We start from the raw sequence: 19,032 nt of genomic DNA on the forward strand, positions 1-19,032 counted from the left end.
GCGGTCGGCGGTGGATCAGCGGCGCGCGATGATCTCCTTGCCTTCGATCTTCATGGCGACGCCGAGGCTGCCTGTCGAGCGGCGCACTAGGAAGCGCGGCCGGCGGGCGGCGAAATAGGAATGGCGGCGGCGGGGCTTTATGTCCTGGGTGCGCACCTGGCCGATATGGTTTTCCAGCGGCCGTGCGACGCCATCGGCTTCCACCATCAGCATGGGAATGCGGAAGGCTTCCGACCAGTTGCGCCAATCGGCGGCGATATCGCAGAGATCGTGGGCGACGAGCAGCGGAATGCAGAGATCCGGATCGTCATGGTGCAGTTCGAGCGTTACCGTCACTTCGCCGTCGCCATGGTCGATGGCACGGGCGGCCACGCCCTTGAAGGCGCGCGCCGGCAGGGCGAAGGAAAGCGGCAGGCCGCTTGAGGGAAGGGTCTTGCGCAGCACGGCGCCACGCTCGTCGATAGTGATTGCAACATCTCCTGATGTCTCGCGCAGGGCATAGGTGACCTGCTGCGGAAAGCGAGACGGATCGAGCCTCAATGTCGACCCTGCCCATGAGGGCTTCAGAACGGAATTGGTCATTGTGTATGCTACCCTTGTTTTACCTGAGAGCCGTTTTCCGGTCTTCTCCACGGGACTTTTGTCCTCTGAGGGCCAAGATAGGGTGCCCATCTTCGAGACTGCTTAAAAATCGCGGTTAAGGAAGGTTTGCCGCCTCCGATGGTTAGCGAAACGCCCAAGCTTTTGGGTTTCCAGAGGGTGAACGCCCTCCGAACCGTTTCATCGCGGGATTGGTTCAAAAGCTACGGACAAGGCTGATGGCCGATACTCGCCGGGCATCATTCCGACCTGAAGGGCACGTCCATGGTAACGACCTATCTCAGCTATGATCTCGTTACGCGCAACCTGCCGCAGAGCCTCTCGCGCGTCGCAAAGCAGACGGACGTTGCCCGTGACTCTCAGTACTACAAGGACAATATCGGCAAGATCAAAACGGTGGACGAGTTCGTCAACGATTACCGGCTGTTCTCCTATGCCATGACGGCCTACGGACTGGAGGACATGATCTACGCCAAGGCCTTCATGAAGAAGGTCCTCGAAAGCGATTTGAGCGACGCGAACAGCTATGCCAACCGCCTGGCCGACGAGCGTTACCGGGACTTTGCCGCAGCTTTCAATTTCGGGGGAGTCGGCGGAACGGCCGTCGCGCAGTCCTCCGCGCAGATGGACGATCTGATCGGCCTCTACGACCAGACCGTCAAGACGGTGGAGGACACGGTTTCCGAGGAAACCCGCTATTTCAAGGTGATGATGGGCGAGGCCGGAAACGTCAAGAATGTCGATCAGTTTCTGCAGAACGACCGGCTGCGCAATCTCATGTTCACGACCTACGGCATCGATGGGACCTACTACAATTATTCGGTCATCAAGGGCGTGCTGACCAGCGATCCCAACGATCCGAACAGCTATTACAACACGGTCTTCGGAACCAAGCTCGAGCAGTACCCGGCCCAGTACAATGCCGCAAAGCAGGAGGATACCGACCTTCAGAACCGGCAGACCATTATCGGAGAGATTCCGAAAGCGGAGGAATCGCTGGCTTTGGGCCAGGAGGCCAAGGCCGATGCGGAGGCGGAGATCGCCGAACTCGAAGCGCAGTTGAGCGATCCCGATTCCGGTGTCGATCCGGAGGAGACGCAGGCAAAGCTCGACGCCAAGAGGAAAGAGCTGGCGGATATCGAGGAGGCGCTGGTCTCCGTGCAGGAGGGGCTCGATGGGTACCGCGAAACCCTTGAAGAGCTGAACGCCAAGTTGGTGCCGGTCGAACAGACCGATGCGCGCCGCGCCGAACTCGCCACCCTCATGAACAGCCTCGGTCCGCAAATCACCTATGCGGAGAAGATGAAGAAGCTGGCGGAGGATTTCCAGTTCAACGCGGATGGCAGCGCACCGGCCGATGGCGCGCTGACAGAGGAAAAGCTGGAGTCGATCCTGGCCAGCTATTTCAGCAAGCAGTCGCGCGAGACCAATGCCGAGGCCATATTCAACCAGCAATATTTCGAGAAGAAGATCGCCACGGTCACCAATGTGAGCGAGATCGTCAACGATCCGATCCTCTACGATTACATCCGGGCGGCCTTCGATCTGAACGAAGTCTATATCGTGAAGTCCACGATCGAGCAGATCCTGATGAATTATAACGGCATCGTGGAGGAGTACGCCGAGACGCGTCCCCAATACAAAGAGCTCTACGAAGCCTTCAACTTTGCGGCTGATGGCACCGTGGCCGCCGGCCAGGCGCTGAAGCCCGAGGCGCTCAACTCCGTGCGCAGCAACTATTACAGCCGCTACGATGATAAGCAGGACGAGGCCCATGACAAGGCCTACAGTCTCTACAAGCAAGGCATGGCGGCCGTCAAAACGCTCGATGATTTCCTCGGCACAAAAGCGGTCTACACCTTTGCTTTGCAAGCCGTCGGCATCGACCCGGCCTCTATCTCGACCATCAAGTTGAAGAAGGTTCTGACCAGCGATCTTTCCGATCCGAAGAGCTATGTCTACCAGTTGAAGGACGAGCGTCTGCTGACGCTGGCAAGAACGTTCAACTTCAATGCCAAAGGACAAATCACCCCGCCGGCTCTGGCGCAGTCCACTGCCACCATCACGAATGTCGGCAAGGAATATATCCTGCGCGAGACGCGTTTCCTCAAGGGCGATGCGCTGGAAGCGGCCAAGAAGAAGGCGGAGGAGGAATCCAAATACTATACCTCCGCCATGCAGGCGCTCGACAATCGCGACCAGCTCCTCAAGGACCGGCGCCTGATGGATATCCTGCTGACCGCCAAGGGCATCGATCCCACGACGGTGACGGACGATTTCCTCAAGAAGGCCTTCACATCCGATCTCGATGACCCGGAAAGCTTCGTCAACACGCTGGAGGACAAGCGCTTCGCCCAGATGGTCGGCAGCTTCAATTTCGACAAGGACGGCAATGTCAGCCGGGCCGCCTCCGCTCAGGTGCAGAATGCCGGCGAAGTGCTGGCGACCGAGAGCGCCTATCTGCGCCAGGTTCTGGAAACTCAGCAGGGCGGGGAGAATGCCGGCGTGCGCCTCGCGCTCTACTTCCAGCGCATGGCCGACAGCATCACCGATCCTTACGTGATCATCGGCGACGACGCCCTCTTGGAATTCTTCCGTATTACCTTCAGCCTGCCAGCAGAAATCAGCAACATGGATGTCGATCGGCAGGCGAAGGTGGTGGAGAAATACCTCAATCTCGAAGATCTCTCCGATCCGGAAAAGCTCGACAAGCTCGTGAAGCGCTTCACCATGATGTACGATCTGGAGAACAACGTGGCCACTTCGCCGGCGCTCGGTATCCTAACCGGTGGCGGTGGCGCAGTCGGCATCAGCGCCGATACGCTTTGGGCGCTCTCTCAGGTCCGTTCGGGATAGGCGAGACGCTCAACCGTCCTCGGTCTTGTCGCGGGGCTCGTAGGCCGGGTCCGCCTTCGCTTCGAGCCAGGCGAGGTCCTTGCGCATCGCTTCTCGGGCGGCTTCTTCCATCTGCCGGTATCGGGCGAGCAGTTCCTGTCCGAAAGGAGTCAGCCCGGCGCCGCCGCCGGACTTCCCGCCGTGGCGGGTGGAGATCGACGGCTCGCGGAACATCCGGTTGATCTCGTCGCCGAGCAGCCATGCCCGGCGGTAGGACATGCCGATCGCCGCGCCGGCCGCGCGGATCGAACCATGCTCGGCGATCAGCTCCAGAAGCTGCGCCTTGCCGGGCCCGAGGCGCACCCCGTTTTCCAGATCGAGGCGGATCGTCAGTTTCGGTTCGCGGGCCATCACGCCTCGACCACCTTGCCGGGGTTCATGATGCCGGCGGGATCAAAGGCGCGCTTGATGCGCCGCATCAGCTCGATCTCGATCGCGGGGCGGATATGCGCCAGCTCGTCGCGTTTCAACTGGCCGATGCCGTGTTCGGCGGAAATGGAGCCGCCTTCGGCCAGCACGATGCCGTGCACGATCTCGTTCATCTCCCGCCAGCGGGCCAGGAAGGCGGGCTTGTCGGCCTCTATGTCCGGGCCGATGGGCTGGGAGATGTTGTAATGGATATTGCCGTCGCCGAGATGGCCGAAGGCGCAGATACGTGCGCCGGGCATCGCCGCCAGCACCGCCTTTTCGGCTTCCGCCATGAAGGCTGGAATGCGCGAGACCGGCACGGAGACGTCGTGCTTGATCGAACCTCCCTCCGGCTTCTGCGCGTCCGACATGCTTTCGCGCATGTGCCAGAGCGCCTTCTGCTGCGCCACGGAGGAGGCGATCACCGCGTCACGTACGAGGCCGGCCTCGAAGCCTTGCCCAAGCAGGGATTGCACCATCGTCTCGGCGGTTTCGGCGGAATCCGAGGTGGAGATATCGATCAGCGCGTACCAGGGATGCGGTTGGGAAAACGGATCGCGCACGCCCGGAATGTGGCGGGTGGTGAATTCGATGCCGATCCGCGGCATGAGCTCGAAGCCGGTCAGCGCCGTGCCGCAGAGATTGGAGGCGCGCTCGAAGAGAAGCAGCGCATCCTCCGGCGAATTGACGCCCGCCAGCGCCACTTGATGGCCGACCGGCTGCGGAAAGAGTTTCAGCACCGCACCGGTGATGATGCCGAGCGTGCCCTCCGCGCCGATGAAGAGGTCGCGCAGGTCGTAGCCGGTATTGTCCTTTTTGAGGCGGCGCAGCCCGTCCCAGATTTCGCCGGTCGGCAGCACCACTTCGAGCCCAAGGCAGAGCTGGCGCATATTGCCATAGGCAAGCACCGCCGTGCCACCGGCATTGGTGGAAAGATTGCCGCCGATGCGGCAGGAGCCTTCCGAGCCGAGCGACAGGGGGAACAATCGGCCCACGGATTCGGCTGCCCTTTGGACGTCGGCGAGGATTGCGCCGCCATCGGCCACCAGCACATTGGCGATCGGATCGACGTCGCGGATGCGGTTCATGCGTTCGAGCGAGATGATGAGATCGCCGCCGGTGCTGCGCGGCGTCTGCCCGCCGACGAGGCCGGTATTGCCCGTCTGCGGCACGATGGGCGTGCCCGTCTCGCTGGCAAGCTTCAGGATGGCGGAAACCTCTTCCGTCGATCCGGGCTTCAAGAGCATGGGGGAGGTGCCGTGATAGAGGCCACGGTTCTCGACGAGATGCGGTGCGAGGTCCTGTGGATCGCGCAGCACGTGATTGGCGCCGACGATCGCCGCGAAGTGTTCCAGCACTTCTGGCGCAGGTCCCGGAACGTCCATCGGCTACTCCTCCCGTTATTCTCTCGGCGCGGCCGCGCGCGCCAGCCGGTCGTTGATCGCTTCGCCCAAGCCCTCGTTGGGGATTGGGCCGATGGCGATGCGCTTAGCTCCGCTGGCATCCGCCCGTTTTAGATAGTCGAACAGGTTTGCGGCGGCTTGCGCAAGATCGCCGGAAGGGCTCAAGTCGAAAACTGCCGTGGCAGGTTCGATCCCTGTTATCGGAGTGTCGCCGAAGCGGATGAGGGCCTCGCCGGGCTCCACATGGCTGGCGTTCAGCCGCACGGCGGCCGTCGGTGCATAGTGTGAGGCGAGCATGCCCGGCGCCTCGATGATCGCGACAGGCCCTTCGGCGCGGATGAGCGGAAGTCCGGTGATCCTCTCGATCTCCTCGCCTGCCACCCCACCGGGGCGCAACATCCGCACCGCGCCGTCCTCCACGCGCAGGATGGTGGATTCGACGCCGACTGGTGCTGCACCCCCATCGAGGATCAGTTGCAGCTTTTCCCCGAGATCTTCAGCCACATGGGCCGCACTCGTCGGGCTCACCTTGCCGGACGTATTGGCGCTGGGTGCGGCAAGCGGCCGATCGAGGACGCGGATGAGCTCGCCGGCAAAGCCTCGCGGAATGCGGATGCCGACGGTATCGAGCCCGGCGGTTGCGAGTGCATGAATGCCGCTCCCGGCCCTCAGCGGCAGGATGAGGGTGAGCGGCCCCGGCCAGAAGGCTTCCGCAAGCTTTCGGGAAATGGGATCGAACTCCGCATAGCGCTCCGCCATGGCGAAATCGGCCACATGGCAGATCAGCGGATTGAAGCGCGGTCGGCCCTTGATCTCGTAGATGCGGGTGATCGCGGCGGGATTGGTGGCGTCTGCGGCAAGCCCGTAGACGGTTTCGGTCGGAAGCGCGATGGGAAAGCCTTCCGAAAGCACGGTCGAGGCCCGCGCCAGCGCGCGTTCCCTGTTCTGCCGGATATCGATGATCTCTGCGGTCATGTCCGCTCGTCAATAGCGCGGCGGAGGCCGTGTTTAAAGCCTTTTGATGATGGCGCGAACCGCCTCGTCCGGCGCCCCGAGCAAAAGCACGTTCTTCAGCGCCTCCTTGGGGTCGCGTGTTTGGAACAGGAGCCCGTTCCCGCGGATCGAGCGGTCGAGCCGCGTCGGCTTGCCCGCTTCGCCCTCGATCGCGACGGCAAAGAACATGCGGGAATAATCCGGGTTGATGCGCTCGAAGAACCGATCGTTCTCGCCGATCTCGGAAAAGAAGTTGGCGATGTAGAACGACCAGCTCACCTGCGCATGGCGCGAGAGGAGGGTGCTCGCGGCCGTCACATGGCAATAGCCGAGATGCGGATTGTCCTCGAGCGTGCGGTGGAAGATCAGCTTGGGGAAACGGATGGAGCGGTGAAAGCCGTTGATCCGCTCATGGCTCTTCTCGCCGGCTACCGTGAGTTTCTTGCCGGTGCGGTCGGCCACTTCCTGATAGGTGAGATAGCGCCGCTCCTCGGGAACCCAGATGGGGTGCGCGCGCGAAATGCGCCCGGTGCGCAGGAATTCGGAGTGATAGGTCGCCTTCGCTGGCGCGACATAGGGCCTATACTCCCTGCTGTCGTAATAGCGAAGCTTTCCCCTGGCCTGCACGTCCCGCCCTCCGTTTTCGCGCGGAATTTAGAGGCCGACGATTAACGTCTCGTTTCTCTGGAACGACGGAGGCTGGCGGCATTTGTCGCCGGTCGTCAATACGGCTGCGGATGTCGCATTGTCGCCTATGCGACAAGGAGGACCGGTGATTATATGCCCTCAAGCTCAAGGTGCCGCTCTTGCTAGGGAAGAGCGGAAAATTGGGAAGCCGGCGAGGGTTTTACCACCCTGATCCGGCGCTGCCCCCGCAACGGTGGTGGAGTGTCGAGGCATGGCAAATGCCACTGGGAAAGAAGCCGCAAAGGCCGCCTGGGAAGGTGTCATGCCGGTCCTTCGGGACAGCTCCTGAGCCCGGAAACCAGCCTTGAACGATAAGTCATGACCGATCGCGGTGGGCGTTCGGAGGACGGGTAGAGGCAGGCGCTCGCCTGTCGGCTTTCCCATGTCCTTCCGCAACCCGATTTACGAGGAAACGGAAGATGGATATCCACAATCAGGTCCTGCGGCAGCTCAAGAACCGCCGTGAGGGATTCAGCCTGGAACAGCCTTTTTATATCGATCAGGAATATTACAAGCTCGATCTGGAAATGATCTGGTATCGCGATTGGTTGTTCATCGGCCATGATTGCGAGGTGCCGAAGGCTGGCAACTATTTCACCGTGCAGATCGGCGATTATTCCGTCATCATCGTCCGTGGCCGCGATGGTCAGGTCCGCGCTTTTCACAATTCCTGCCGCCACCGCGGCAGCCGCGTCTGCACCACCGAGCGGGGCTCGTCCGCGCGCCTGGTTTGTCCCTATCACCAGTGGACCTACGAGCTGGATGGTTCCCTGCTTTTTGCCCGTCACATGGGCGAGAATTTCGACAAGGCGAACTTCGGACTGAAGAAGGTGCATTGCCAAAGCGTCGCCGGCTATATCTTCATCTGCCTTGCCAACGAGGCGCCGGATTTCTCAACTGTGCGGGCCGCGATCGAACCCTACATGGCGCCGCACCGGCTCTCGGAAGCCAAGGTCGCCCACCAGTCGACCATCATCGAGAAGGGCAACTGGAAGCTCGTCTGGGAAAACAACCGCGAATGCTACCACTGCGCGGCGAACCATCCGGAGCTTTGCCGCACCTATCCCGAAGCGCCGAGCGCGACCGGGGTTCAGGGCGCCAAGGACGATCCGGTGATCGCCGAACATTGGGCGCGTTGCGAAGCGGCGGGCCTTCCGAGCGAGTTCCGCATGTCGCCGGATGGCCAGTTCCGCGTGGCCCGGATGCCGTTGATCGAGGACGCCGAAAGCTATACGATGAGCGGCAGGCGCGCCGTGCGGCGTCCATTGTCCGATGACGTCACGATCTCGCATATCGGCACCATGCTGCTCTTCCACTATCCCACCACCTGGAACCACATGCTTGGCGATCACACGATTTCCTTCCGCGTGACCCCGATCGGCCCGCAGGAGACGGCCGTCACGACCAAGTGGCTCGTCCACAAGGATGCGGTCGAAGGCGTCGACTACGACCTCGAGGAACTGACGCATGTCTGGAACATGACCAACGACCAGGACCGCCAGATCGTCGAGGAGAACGCATTCGGCATCCGCTCGCCCGCCTATGAACCCGGCCCTTATTCGCCGGAAGACGAAGGAGGCGTCATGCAGTTCGTGGAGTGGTATTCGAATTTCATGATCGAGCGCCTGCAGGGCGAGCAGAAACTGTCGGCGGTGGCGTAAGATGAACATGGCGCTCACCGCTTCGACTTCCTATCCGCATCTGGACGAGATGAAGCCCTGGAACGACCGGCAGCATCTCCTCGAATGCCTCTCCGTCACGCCGGAAGCGCCCGACGTGATGACCTTCACCTTCCGCGCCGACCGCATGAACTGGTTCCGCTATGTACCGGGCCAGTTCGTGACCCTGGAACTGCCGGTCGGCCCGGAACCGGTCATGCGGACCTATACGCTTTCCTCCAGCCCCTCGCGGCCCTATGCGCTGGCGGTGACGGTGAAGGCGCAAAAGGAGAGCATCGGCACCCGCTGGATGTTCGAGAACCTGAAGCCCGGCATGCGCATCCGGGCCTTCGGTCCGCTCGGGGATTTTTCCTATGTCCGGCATCCGGGCGAGAAATACCTCTTCATTTCGGCGGGCTCCGGCATCACGCCGATGATGTCGATGACCCGCGACATGAGTGACCGGGCGCCGCAGAGCGATATCGTTTTCCTGAATTGCTCGCGCTCGCCCTCCGACATCATCTTCCGGCACGAGCTGGAATATATGGCCCGCTTCATGCCGAAACTGTCGCTCGGCTTCATCGTCGAGCAATGCGGCCGCACCGATCTCTGGTCGGGCCTGAAGGGCATGGTGGACAAGGCGAAGATCGCGCTGCTCGCACCCGATTTCCTGGACCGGACGGTCTTCTGCTGTGGCCCGGAACCGTTCATGGCGGCGGTGCGCTCGCTGCTCGAAGCCTCGGGTTTCGACATGCGGCGTTACCATCAGGAGAGTTTCCAGCCGGCCCAGCCCTCGGTCGAGGAATTGCCCGCGACCACCGCCGATGGCGAGGCTCTGGCGACCATCGCCTTCTCCTCCTCCGGCAAGCAGATTTCCGCCCAGCCCGGCCAGACGGTGCTGATGACGGCGCGCGCGAACGGGGTACGCATCCCGGCGGCCTGCGAATCCGGTCTCTGCGGCACCTGCCGGGTCATGCTGCTTTCGGGCGAGGTGGAGATGAACCACAATGGCGGCATTCTCGATGAGGATATCGAGGAGGGCTACATCCTCGCCTGCTGCTCGCGCCCCAAGGGTGATATCGAGGTGGAAGCCTGAAGAATCCCCTGAATTTCCAGTGGCTTGGAACAAAATCGCGGTGACTGCGTTGTGGCTCGTCCAACTCCTGCAGGGGAAGCACCGACATGAATGCTCTTCGTTTACGCTTGGCCGCCGCTGCCGCCGCCCTGGTCATGACGATCACCGGCATCGGCCCGGCCCAGGCCTTCACCATGCCCGCCATGCCCCAGCCGGCGGCATCCCGTATCATAACCGACGTGCAGTATCGCGACCGCGATCGTTGGGAGCGTCGCCGCGACTACCGCCGTGGTTATCGCGAGGGCTATTACAACGGCCATCGCGGCTACCGTGATCGCCGTCCGGGCTATCGTTTCCACAATGGCTATTGGTTCCCGCTCGCGGCTTTCGCGGCCGGCGCGATCATCGGCGGCGCCACGCAGGCGCGGCCGGTCGTTCCGCGCGGCGACTATAGCAACAGCCACTATGCCTGGTGCGAGAACCGCTACCGGACCTATCGCGCATCGGACAACACTTACGTGTCGAGCCCCGGCGTGCGCCGCATTTGCAACTCGCCGTATTGACGAATCCGAAAGATCTACGGAACCATCCCGCCCGGAGAAATCCGAGCGGGATTTTTCATATTTCGCCTTCGTTTCAGCCCAAAGAAGCCATTCCCTATCGTTAATCGCCGGTTCAGGATCATCTTCCTAGGATCGCGACGGATTTACGGGTTGCCTGCCCTCGAGGATGACTATTCGCCCGAAGGCAAGCGCCGCTCCGACTGGAACTGTTCCGGTCAACTAGAAATGGAGATAGAAATGCTCACGCTGTTCAAGAAACTCGCGGTTGCCGGTCTTTCCGCCGCCGTGCTTGCCGGCTCCCTCGTGCCGGCTGAGGCCATGCCGCTGCCGGCGCTCGATAAGCCGGCTGCCGCCTCCGAGGTGACGCAGGTGCAGTATCGCGACTGGGACGGCCGGCGTGACTGGCGCGACCGTGGCGATTGGCGCGATCGCCGCGACTGGCGGGAATCCCGCCGCGATTACCGCCGCGGCTATCGCGAGGGCTATTACAACGGCCATCGCGGCTACCGTGATCGCCGCGCCGGCTATCGCTACCATGAAGGTTATTGGTTCCCGCTCGCGGCCTTTGCCGCCGGGGCGGTGATCGGCGGCGCCGTTGCCGCACCGCGCTATGTCGAGCCGGCTCCGGCTCCGGCTCCGGTCGCAGGTAACCTCAACCCGCGTCACTACGACTGGTGCGCTACCCGCTATCGGTCCTATGACAGCTACAGCAACACCTTCCAGCCCTATAACGGGCCGCGCCAGCAGTGCCTTTCGCCCTACTACTGATCGGCCAGTCTGAATAAGAGCTTGATGAACCCGTCCGGTGAAAGCCGGGCGGGTTTTCTCGTTTCTAGAGGATTCCCGCTCGCCGCAGCACCCACCATGCCGCCGCCACAGAAAACAGGATGAAACCGACGGCAAAGGCTGTTCCTCCTATGCCTTCGGCGAAGGGAAGCGACGAGGTGTTCATGCCGAAAAAGCCCGTCACCAGGGATGGCGGCAGCAGGAAGGCGGTCATCAGCGACAGGATGTAAAGGTGGCGGTTCGTCTCCGAGGAAAGCTTCGAATCGATCTCCTCGTGCAGCAGTCTTGCCCGCTCCTGCAGCGCATAGACGTCGTGATCCACGGCTTCCAGCCTGTTCATCAGCCGGGAGGCGACATCGTCGAAACCTTCCGGCATCTCGTCGTCTTCGGAGGCCGCCGCGCGCCTGAGCAGGGTCAGCACCGTACGCAAGTGACGATGCAGTCTTACGACGGTCCGCCGAACCGGCGCGAGCTTTCGCCGCTCGTCGCGGGGCGCGTTGTCGTAGACGAAATCCTCGATGAGGTTCAGCTCCTCCGTCAGCTCCATCACCAGCGTAATCAGCGTGCGTTGGAATTCCGCGACGATGGTTTCGAAGACGTCGATCGGGCGTTTGAAACGCGAGGCGTTCTTCTCGACCGCTCCGCGTACGCGGTCGATCGAGCGCAGCGGCTGCAGCCGGGTGGTGATGATGATCCTGTTAGAAACGAAAAAGTGCAGCCAGCCGATATCCCTGGTCTCGCTGTCGAACTCCCGCTGGAAATCTACCAGCGTGCCATGGACGAGCTGTTCGTCGAGCGTGATGGTCGCGTGCGTGTCATGGGTGGTGAGCGCCGCGACGGCCGCAGGCGTAAGGCCTTCGAGCCCCTCCAGAAACGAGGTGACGCGGCTGTCCGCGAGGTTGAGATGCAGCCAGAGGAACCCTTCGCCGATGTCGAGATCGCTACGGTTGGCCTCGGCCGGAAGGCGGGTACAGGAGGAAGAGCCAGGATGGAAATGATAGGCCCAGACGAGACCGGGAATGGCAGGCGGAACAAGAAGCATGAGGCGTGGACTCGCGAAATGATCCGCTAGATTATCGGAGTTATGTGACGCCAATTTCACGCAGGAGGGTTCAGGGCGTAATCGGACGAGGCGGCAGCTCATTGACAACCGTATTTACGTTTACGTAAAAGAAAGTAATCGCGATGGTGGAGTCGGCTTGAGGGGGGCTGCCGCCTGCCGAGAGGGCCACGAGGAGGAAGAACCATGTACAAGGCACCTGTGGAGGAGATCGCCTTCACGCTCAATCACGTCGCGGGACTGGCTGACGCCATCGAGATCGGCCGCTTCGGAGACCTGAGCTCCGATCTCGTAGAGGCGATCCTGGAAGAGGCGGGCCGCTTCGCGAGCGACGAGATGGCGCCGCTCGGTGAGGCGGGCGACAGGCAGGGCGCGAAGCTGACCGATGGCGAGGTCAGGACGCCCGACGGCTGGGCGGACCTTTATCGTCATTGGCGTGAAGGCGGCTGGAACGGCCTGACGGGCCCGGAAGCCTTCGGCGGCCAGAACCTTCCGCACATGCTGAACGTCGCGACGCTGGAGATGTGGAACTCCGCCTCCATGGCCTTTGCGCTGGCGCCGACGCTCACCATGGGCGCGATCGAGGCGCTCGACAAGCACGGCAGCGAAGCCCTCAAGGAAACTTACCTCGCGAAGCTGGTATCCGGCGAATGGACCGGCACCATGAACCTCACCGAGCCGCATGCGGGCTCGGATCTCGGCGTGCTGAAGACCCGCGCCGAACGCAATGACGACGGCTCCTACCGCATCTTCGGCCAGAAGATATTCATCACCTGGGGCGAACACGACGCGGCGGAGAACATCATCCATCTCGTTCTCGCCCGGCTTCCGGATGCGCCGGCCGGCACGCGCGGCATTTCGCTCTTACTGGTGCCGAAATTCCTGGTGAACGAGGACGGCTCGCTTGGACCCCGCAACGACGTCTTCTGCCATTCGATCGAACACAAGCTCGGCATCCATGGCGCGCCGACCTGCACCATGATTTATGGCGACGGAAAATATGGTGAGGAAAAAGGAGCGATCGGCTGGATCGTCGGCGAGGAGAACAAGGGCCTCGCCTGCATGTTCACCATGATGAACAATGCCCGCCTCGCGGTCGGCATGCAGGGTGTCGCGATTGCCGAAGCCGCCACCCAGAAGGCGATCGCCTATGCCAGGGAGCGGACGCAGGGCAAGGCGCCCGGCTGGTCCGATTCGGGCCAGGCAGGAGGGATGAGCCCCATCATCGAGCATCCGGATGTCGCCCGTATGCTCATCACCATGAAGGCGTTGACGCAGGGCGCTCGCGCCATTTGCTATGCCTGCGCCCATGCCATCGACACGGCGCACCACACCGAAGGCGACGAGGCCCGCCATTGGTCCGAGCGCGCCGCGCTTTTGACCCCCATCGCCAAATCCTTCGCCACCGATATCGGCGTGGATGTCGCCTCGCTCGGCATCCAGGTGCATGGCGGCATGGGCTTCATCGAGGAGACGGGTGCTGCCCGCTACCTCCGCGATGCGCGCAGCGCGCCGATCTACGAAGGCACCAACGGCATCCAGGCGATGGATCTCGTCACCCGCAAGCTGCCGCTTTCGGACGGAAATCATGTGAGCGGCTTCATCGCGGAACTGAAGGATATCGCAGACAAGGTCGCGGCCTCCAACAATGTAGAGTTCGGCGAGACCGCGGATCGCCTGAAGGCGGCGATCGTCGCACTCGAAAATGCCACGACCTGGCTGCTCGAGGGGCAGGCGGAAGGCCGCCTATCCGAGGCGCTTGCGGGCGCCACGCCCTATCAGCGGCTGTTCGGGCTGGTGCTGACCGGCGCCTATCTCGCCAAGGGCGGGCTCGTCGAGGCGGATGATGGCGGCCCGGCAAGGCGGGTGGCGCTTTGCCGCTTCGCCGCCGAAAACCTGCTGGCCGAAAGCTCGGCCCTGCGTGACCGCGTGATGTCGGGAGCGGCGAGCCTGGAAGCCGCCCGCTCGGTTCTGGCTTGAAGGGGAACGGCGTGAGCGACAGTCATATCCTTGTCGAGCGTCCGGAGAACCATCCGGGCGTCATGGTCATCCGCTTCAACCGGCCGGAAAAGAAGAACGCAATCACCTCCGCCATGTACGATCGCATGACGGCGGCGCTCGAAGAGGCGAATGCGGATGAGGCAATCCGCGCCGTCGCCTTCCTCGGCACGGAAGGCTGCTTTTCGGCCGGCAACGACATGGGCGATTTCCTCGCCTATGCCATGTCCGGCTCGAAGGAAGCGCCCGCCGCGGCCGTTTTCATCAAGGCGCTGGCGGTGGCCGAAAAGCCGCTCGTTTCCGGGGTCGATGGCCTGGCGATCGGCATCGGCACGACGCTGAACCTGCATTGTGACATGACGGTCGCATCCTACCGTAGCCTGTTCAGGACGCCCTTTGTCGATCTGGCGCTCGTGCCGGAAGCCGCCTCCAGCCTTCTCGCGCCGAAGGTGATCGGCCATCAGCGGGCCTTTGCCATGCTGGTCGCGGGCGAGGGGCTTTCGGCGGAAGCCGCCCTCCAGGCCGGCATGATCTGGAAGGTCGTGGAGCCGGAAGCGGTGGAGGTGGAAACGCTGGCGCTCGCCGCGAGCCTGGCGAAAAAGCCGCCGCAGGCCTTGAAGATCGCCCGCGATCTCGTCCGCGGCCCGCGCGATGCGGTGCTCGCCCGCATCGATGAGGAACTCGTCCACTTCGCAGCCCGGCTCAGGAGCGCCGAGGCAAGGGCGGCGTTCGAGGCGTTTCTGAAGCGGTAGCTCCTACTTCTCCAGCAGCGCCGCCGCTTCCACATGCGGCGACCAGAGGAACTGGTCGATCGGCGTGACGGAGCGGATTTTGTAACCGGCATCCACCAGGATCTTGAGGTCGCGGGCAAGGGTGATGGGATTGCAGCTCACCGCCGCGATCGTCTTGATGTTGGAGCGGGCTATTTCCTTCACCTGCGCTTCGGCGCCGGCGCGAGGCGGATCGAAGACCACGGCGTCATAGTTCTTCAGTTCCATGGGGATCATCGGCCGGCGGTAGAGGTCGCGCTTCTCCACGGTTACCGGCTTCAACCCTTGCGTATTGCGGGCGGCATGGTCGAGCGCCTTCAGCGGCTTTTCTTCGCCTTCTACCGCGTGCACCTTGGCGGTGCGGGCAAGTCTCAGCGCGAAGGTGCCGGAGCCGGCGAAAAGGTCGAGCACGCGCTTGGCTTTGCCGATATGGGAAAGCACGAGCTCGGCCATGGCTTCTTCCGCCTGTTTCGTAGCCTGCGTGAAGGCGCCCGCCGGCGGCGAGACCTTGACCCCGCCGAAATCGATCAGCGGCTTCTGCGGCTCGATCAGAATTTCGCCGTTCACCGAAGCCCGGGCGATGCCCTTGAGCCCGAGCACGGTTTCGGTCGCCGCCCGGCGCTGCTTGTCGGAAAGCGGCTTCAAGCCTTCGGCGGCGATATCGAGGCCGGAAAGCGTTTCGAGAACCGTGATGCGGAAGGTCTCCGATCCGGTCGCGAGCGACTGGCCGATGGCGCGGATTGCATCGAGCCTCGCCACGATACCCGGCGAGGCGATGGGACATTCCTCGATCGAGACGATATGATTGGTCTCGGCACGGTTGAAGCCGAGCAGGAAGTCCTTCTCCGTCCGCCGCGCCGAAAACACTGCGCGGCGCCGCTCGCCGGGGTTGGCGACGACGAGTTCGCGGACTTCCGGGGTCAGCCCTTTGGATTTCAGCGCGTCGATGACGAGCGCCCGCTTGAAGGCCCGGTAGGGAGCATCCGCCAGGTGCTGCAGCGAACAGCCGCCGCAGGCGTCGCGATCCGGGCTGAAATGGCGACAGAGCGGCTCGATGCGGTTCGGGGAGGCGATGGAAGTCGACATGACCGCGCCGTGATTGCCGTTTCGGGCGATCGCCACGGTCTCGCCGGGCAGCGCATAGGGCACGTAGATCGGCCCCTTCTCGCTCTCCGCGATGCCGTGTCCCTGCGCGCCGAGCCGCGTGATGGTTACCGTTTCCGTGCTCATGCCTTCTGTCCTGCCAACAGGAATTCCTGGTTGCCGTCGCCGCCGGAAATAGGGGAGGGAATGAGGCCGAAGCTCTTCCAGCCCATGTCTTTACTCAGCCAGCGTTCGAGTTCCGCCGCCACCTCGGAAGCGCTTTCCGGGTCTTTGAGAAGCCCACCCTTGCCGATCGCCTCGCGGCCGGCTTCGAATTGCGGCTTGACGAGCAGCGCGCATATGGCGCCTTGCGCGACAAGCTTCAATGCCGGCGGCAGCGCAAGCTTCAGCGAGATGAAGGAGACGTCCGATACGACGAAATCGATCGCCCGCCCGCCGAGATCGCCTTCCGAGAGATTGCGGGCGTTCAGCCCTTCGATATTCGTCACGCGCGGATCGCCGGCGATGCGCTCATGCATCTGGCCGTGGCCCACATCGATCGCCGTCACATGCGCCGCGCCGCGTTCGAGCAGTACCTCGGTAAAGCCGCCGGTCGAGGCGCCGACGTCCAGGCAATCGCGGCCTTTCGGATCCAGGCTGAAATGATCGAGCGCGGCGACGAGTTTCAGCGCGGCGCGCGAGACATAGTCCTTGGCCGGATCGTCGATCGCCAGAGGGACATCGGGCGGAAAAACCTGGCCCGCTTTCGTCACGATCTGTCCGTTGGCGCTCACCGTGCCGCGCGTGATCGCATCGCGCGCCCGGGAGCGACTTTCGAAGATACCGCGCGAGACGAGAAGCTGGTCGAGGCGCTGTGTTTGCGGGGTTTGAGACATGACCGCAGTCAATGACCGTCATCGACAACGCATGCAAGCGTTTCCTGTCATGCGCTGCCTTCGGACCTCCCTCAAAATCCCCATGAAAACTCGGGGCCGGACCGCAAGACATTCTTAAGGCGGATCGGATTCTGTGGAGCATGGGAGAGAAGTCCGCCGTCCCTAGGTCCACCGAGAACCCGTCATGTCCTTGAAAAATCTTTCGCTGAACAAAAAGCTCATCTTCACCTTCGCCGCTTTGATGTCGGTTTGCCTTCTCGCCTCCGCGGGCGTTTACTGGCAGGCCTCGAAATCCCGCGATGCCTCCGCAAGGCAGGTCGCGTCCCAGACGATCGTCGGGCATGTGGATGCAGCCCTCCAGGCCATGCTGGAACAGGCCGTCAACCAGCGCGGCTTCCTGCTCTTCAAGAGCGACAGCACCTATAACGATGTCTTCGCCAATCGAGAGAAGATGATCGCGGCGATCGACGCGGCAAAGCAAGCCGCGGCGGATATGCCGGCGCTGATCGCTTCGCTGGACGCCATGCGCAAGGCGGCGGATGTCTTCCACACGCAGCTTACCGAGCCGCAGCTCGCGGCGCGCAGGAACAGCGACATGCCGATCGATCAGGTCATCGAGATCGGCCGCAACCAGTCGCGCGGCCAGCTCGATGCCTTCCGCGAGACGGCGGCAGAGATCAAGCAGCAGGTGCATGAGCTTTCCGCCGGCCTGACGGCAGAACAGAGCGAGGCGTTCGGCGATCTGCGCATGGCCCTGCTCCTCGGCGGTGCTGCTGCCGGTCTCATTGCTGCGCTGCTCGTCTGGGCGCTGTCGCGGGCGATCGTCACGCCGATCGTCGGCATGACACAGGCCATGTCCCGGCTTGCCGGCGGCGACAATGATATCGTCGTTCCCGCCCTCGAGCGCGGCGACGAAGTGGGTCAGATGGCCAAGGCCGTCGCGGTCTTCAAGGATGCCGCGATCGAAAAGCTCCGCCTTTCGCGCGATGCCGATCACCTGCGCGAAACCGCCGATCGCGAGCGCCAGGCCGCCGAGGCCCAGAAGGCGAACGAAGCGGCCGAGATCGAATTCGCGATCGACTCGCTTGCGACCGGCCTTGCAAGCCTCGCCAACGGCGATGTCGCCTATCGTCTGGAAACACCCTTCTCCGCTCGTCTCGACCGGCTGCGCGTCGATTTCAACCAGTCGCTCGAAAAACTGCAGGCGGCGCTCCGGTCTGTCGGTGAAAACGCATCCGCCATCAATGCCGGTGCTTCCGAGATCCGTTCCGCTGCCGATGATCTCGGCCGCCGAACCGAACAGCAGGCCGCGGCCGTTGAGGAGACGGCTGCCGCTCTGGAGGAGGTAACCACGACCGTCAAGGAATCGGCACGCCGCGCCGAAGATGTCGGCCAGCGCGTCGAACGTGCCCGCATGGGTGCCGAGAAATCGGGCGATGTCGTTCGCCGGGCGGTTTCCGCCATGGAGGGGATCGCCAAATCCTCCGGCGAGATCATCAACATCATCAGCGTCATCGACGATATCGCCTTCCAGACGAACCTTCTCGCCCTCAACGCGGGCGTCGAGGCGGCGCGTGCGGGCGATGCCGGCAAGGGCTTCGCAGTGGTGGCGCAGGAAGTGCGCGAGCTCGCCCAGCGCTCCGCCAATGCGGCCAAGGAGATCAAGGCGCTGATCACCACTTCCAACCAGCAGGTGCAGGCGGGCGTCGGATTGGTCGATGAGACCGGCAAGGCGTTGCAGGCGATCGTTGGCGAGGTGCAGGAGATCAACGAGCATCTGAACGCCATCGTCACCTCCACGCGGGAACAGTCTTCCGGCCTTCAGGAGATCAACACCGCCGTCAACAACATGGACCAGGGCACCCAGCAGAACGCGGCAATGGTGGAGCAGCAGACGGCGGCAAGCCATAAGCTCGCTCACGAGGCGCAGGCGCTTGACGCATTGCTGCGTCAGTTCAAGCTTGGCGTCGAGACGGCCACAAGAGTGGCGCGTCCGGCTCCGGCTGCCACCGGCGCCCGTCCGGCGGCATCCCCCGCCAACGCGCTGCGTTCGACTCTTGCCCGCGCATTCTCCTCGAAGACGGCTTCGTCCGCCGCGGTAAAGGAAGACTGGTCGGAGTTCTGATCCTTAAGCGGATGATCGCCTTGAGACAGGCC

General features: G+C 62.9%; 16 protein-coding genes and 1 riboswitch. Of the genes, 8 read left to right on the forward strand and 8 right to left on the reverse strand.

All coding sequences use genetic code 11. The features are described from left to right. Nucleotides 1-15: 15 nt before the first annotated feature. Complete coding sequence (locus ACE04I_RS09085; RefSeq protein ID WP_046795988.1) at nt 16-582, reverse strand: DUF6101 family protein; 567 nt, start codon at nt 580-582, stop codon at nt 16-18. 282 nt (nt 583-864) lie between these two features. Between ACE04I_RS09085 and ACE04I_RS09090 the strand changes: the two genes are divergently transcribed. Continuing rightward, entirely contained in the window at nt 865-3,456 is a 2,592-nt protein-coding gene (locus ACE04I_RS09090; RefSeq protein ID WP_046795987.1) for a DUF1217 domain-containing protein, read from the forward strand. Between the two features lie 9 nt (nt 3,457-3,465). Here ACE04I_RS09090 and ACE04I_RS09095 read toward each other — a convergent pair whose 3' ends face one another. From ACE04I_RS09095 to ACE04I_RS09110, 4 genes are read right to left on the reverse strand one after another with little or no spacing between them, the layout of a single operon-like run. Then, complete coding sequence (locus ACE04I_RS09095) at nt 3,466-3,846, reverse strand: winged helix-turn-helix domain-containing protein (protein WP_046795986.1); 381 nt, start codon at nt 3,844-3,846, stop codon at nt 3,466-3,468. After that, a complete protein-coding gene (locus tag ACE04I_RS09100; protein WP_046795985.1) occupies nt 3,846-5,288 on the reverse strand; it encodes an FAD-binding oxidoreductase in 1,443 nt (480 codons plus the stop codon). The genes ACE04I_RS09095 and ACE04I_RS09100 overlap by 1 nt, the downstream gene beginning before the upstream one ends. 15 nt (nt 5,289-5,303) lie before the next feature. Further along, nucleotides 5,304-6,281, reverse strand: coding sequence for an L-threonylcarbamoyladenylate synthase (locus ACE04I_RS09105; protein ID WP_487206994.1), 978 nt, complete (start codon nt 6,279-6,281; stop codon nt 5,304-5,306). 33 nt (nt 6,282-6,314) lie between these two features. After that, a complete protein-coding gene (locus ACE04I_RS09110) occupies nt 6,315-6,926 on the reverse strand; it encodes a DUF6656 family protein (protein ID WP_046795983.1) in 612 nt (203 codons plus the stop codon). A 151-nt stretch (nt 6,927-7,077) separates the two neighbouring features. Continuing rightward, a riboswitch (cobalamin riboswitch) is annotated at nt 7,078-7,307 on the forward strand. A 98-nt stretch (nt 7,308-7,405) separates the two neighbouring features. Here ACE04I_RS09110 and ACE04I_RS09115 point away from each other — a divergent pair. From ACE04I_RS09115 to ACE04I_RS09130, 4 genes are all read left to right on the forward strand, one after another. Then, complete coding sequence (locus tag ACE04I_RS09115; protein ID WP_046795982.1) at nt 7,406-8,647, forward strand: aromatic ring-hydroxylating oxygenase subunit alpha; 1,242 nt, start codon at nt 7,406-7,408, stop codon at nt 8,645-8,647. A gap of 1 nt (nt 8,648) precedes the next feature. Next, nucleotides 8,649-9,740 carry an FAD-binding oxidoreductase gene (locus ACE04I_RS09120; protein ID WP_170986308.1) on the forward strand — a complete coding sequence of 364 codons (1,092 nt, stop codon included), beginning with the start codon at nt 8,649-8,651 and terminating at the stop codon, nt 9,738-9,740. Nucleotides 9,741-9,826: 86 nt separating this feature from the next. Further along, a complete protein-coding gene (locus ACE04I_RS09125) occupies nt 9,827-10,282 on the forward strand; it encodes a BA14K family protein (protein WP_487206995.1) in 456 nt (151 codons plus the stop codon). Between the two features lie 237 nt (nt 10,283-10,519). Then, a complete protein-coding gene (locus ACE04I_RS09130; protein ID WP_487206996.1) occupies nt 10,520-11,050 on the forward strand; it encodes a BA14K family protein in 531 nt (176 codons plus the stop codon). Nucleotides 11,051-11,114: 64 nt separating this feature from the next. On the opposite strand, the gene ACE04I_RS09135 is transcribed toward ACE04I_RS09130, so the two are convergent. Beyond that, a complete protein-coding gene (locus ACE04I_RS09135; RefSeq protein WP_046795979.1) occupies nt 11,115-12,110 on the reverse strand; it encodes a transporter in 996 nt (331 codons plus the stop codon). Between the two features lie 204 nt (nt 12,111-12,314). On the opposite strand from ACE04I_RS09135, the gene ACE04I_RS09140 reads away from it, so the two are divergent. Then, the gene (locus tag ACE04I_RS09140; RefSeq protein ID WP_487206997.1) at nt 12,315-14,108 is read left to right on the forward strand and encodes an acyl-CoA dehydrogenase; all 1,794 of its coding nucleotides are present in this window, start codon (nt 12,315-12,317) and stop codon (nt 14,106-14,108) included. Nucleotides 14,109-14,119: 11 nt separating this feature from the next. Next, entirely contained in the window at nt 14,120-14,878 is a 759-nt protein-coding gene (locus ACE04I_RS09145) for a crotonase/enoyl-CoA hydratase family protein (RefSeq protein ID WP_082118430.1), read from the forward strand. Between the two features lie 3 nt (nt 14,879-14,881). Here the strand turns inward: ACE04I_RS09145 and ACE04I_RS09150 are convergent, their stop codons facing one another. Together ACE04I_RS09150 and ACE04I_RS09155 are read right to left on the reverse strand one after the other, a co-directional pair. Further along, complete coding sequence (locus ACE04I_RS09150; protein WP_046795977.1) at nt 14,882-16,126, reverse strand: class I SAM-dependent RNA methyltransferase; 1,245 nt, start codon at nt 16,124-16,126, stop codon at nt 14,882-14,884. Further along, complete coding sequence (locus ACE04I_RS09155) at nt 16,123-16,875, reverse strand: TlyA family RNA methyltransferase (RefSeq protein WP_046796085.1); 753 nt, start codon at nt 16,873-16,875, stop codon at nt 16,123-16,125. The genes ACE04I_RS09150 and ACE04I_RS09155 overlap by 4 nt, the downstream gene beginning before the upstream one ends. A 184-nt stretch (nt 16,876-17,059) precedes the next feature. On the opposite strand from ACE04I_RS09155, the gene ACE04I_RS09160 reads away from it, so the two are divergent. Beyond that, the gene (locus tag ACE04I_RS09160; protein WP_046795976.1) at nt 17,060-19,000 is read left to right on the forward strand and encodes a methyl-accepting chemotaxis protein; all 1,941 of its coding nucleotides are present in this window, start codon (nt 17,060-17,062) and stop codon (nt 18,998-19,000) included. Nucleotides 19,001-19,032 lie beyond the last annotated feature (32 nt).

The sequence above is a fragment of the Rhizobium moroccans genome, from assembly GCF_057559155.1.

Coding starts and splice junctions, on each gene's coding strand:
- ACE04I_RS09105 (WP_487206994.1), bottom strand. CDS start 6,281: ATGACCGCAGAGATCATCGATATCCGGCAGAACAGGGAACGCGCGCTG.
- ACE04I_RS09135 (WP_046795979.1), bottom strand. CDS start 12,110: ATGCTTCTTGTTCCGCCTGCCATTCCCGGTCTCGTCTGGGCCTATCAT.
- ACE04I_RS09085 (WP_046795988.1), bottom strand. CDS start 582: ATGACCAATTCCGTTCTGAAGCCCTCATGGGCAGGGTCGACATTGAGG.
- ACE04I_RS09155 (WP_046796085.1), bottom strand. CDS start 16,875: ATGTCTCAAACCCCGCAAACACAGCGCCTCGACCAGCTTCTCGTCTCG.
- ACE04I_RS09130 (WP_487206996.1), top strand. CDS start 10,520: ATGCTCACGCTGTTCAAGAAACTCGCGGTTGCCGGTCTTTCCGCCGCC.
- ACE04I_RS09160 (WP_046795976.1), top strand. CDS start 17,060: ATGTCCTTGAAAAATCTTTCGCTGAACAAAAAGCTCATCTTCACCTTC.
- ACE04I_RS09150 (WP_046795977.1), bottom strand. CDS start 16,126: ATGAGCACGGAAACGGTAACCATCACGCGGCTCGGCGCGCAGGGACAC.
- ACE04I_RS09125 (WP_487206995.1), top strand. CDS start 9,827: ATGAATGCTCTTCGTTTACGCTTGGCCGCCGCTGCCGCCGCCCTGGTC.
- ACE04I_RS09090 (WP_046795987.1), top strand. CDS start 865: ATGGTAACGACCTATCTCAGCTATGATCTCGTTACGCGCAACCTGCCG.
- ACE04I_RS09120 (WP_170986308.1), top strand. CDS start 8,649: ATGAACATGGCGCTCACCGCTTCGACTTCCTATCCGCATCTGGACGAG.
- ACE04I_RS09100 (WP_046795985.1), bottom strand. CDS start 5,288: ATGGACGTTCCGGGACCTGCGCCAGAAGTGCTGGAACACTTCGCGGCG.
- ACE04I_RS09140 (WP_487206997.1), top strand. CDS start 12,315: ATGTACAAGGCACCTGTGGAGGAGATCGCCTTCACGCTCAATCACGTC.
- ACE04I_RS09115 (WP_046795982.1), top strand. CDS start 7,406: ATGGATATCCACAATCAGGTCCTGCGGCAGCTCAAGAACCGCCGTGAG.
- ACE04I_RS09095 (WP_046795986.1), bottom strand. CDS start 3,846: ATGGCCCGCGAACCGAAACTGACGATCCGCCTCGATCTGGAAAACGGG.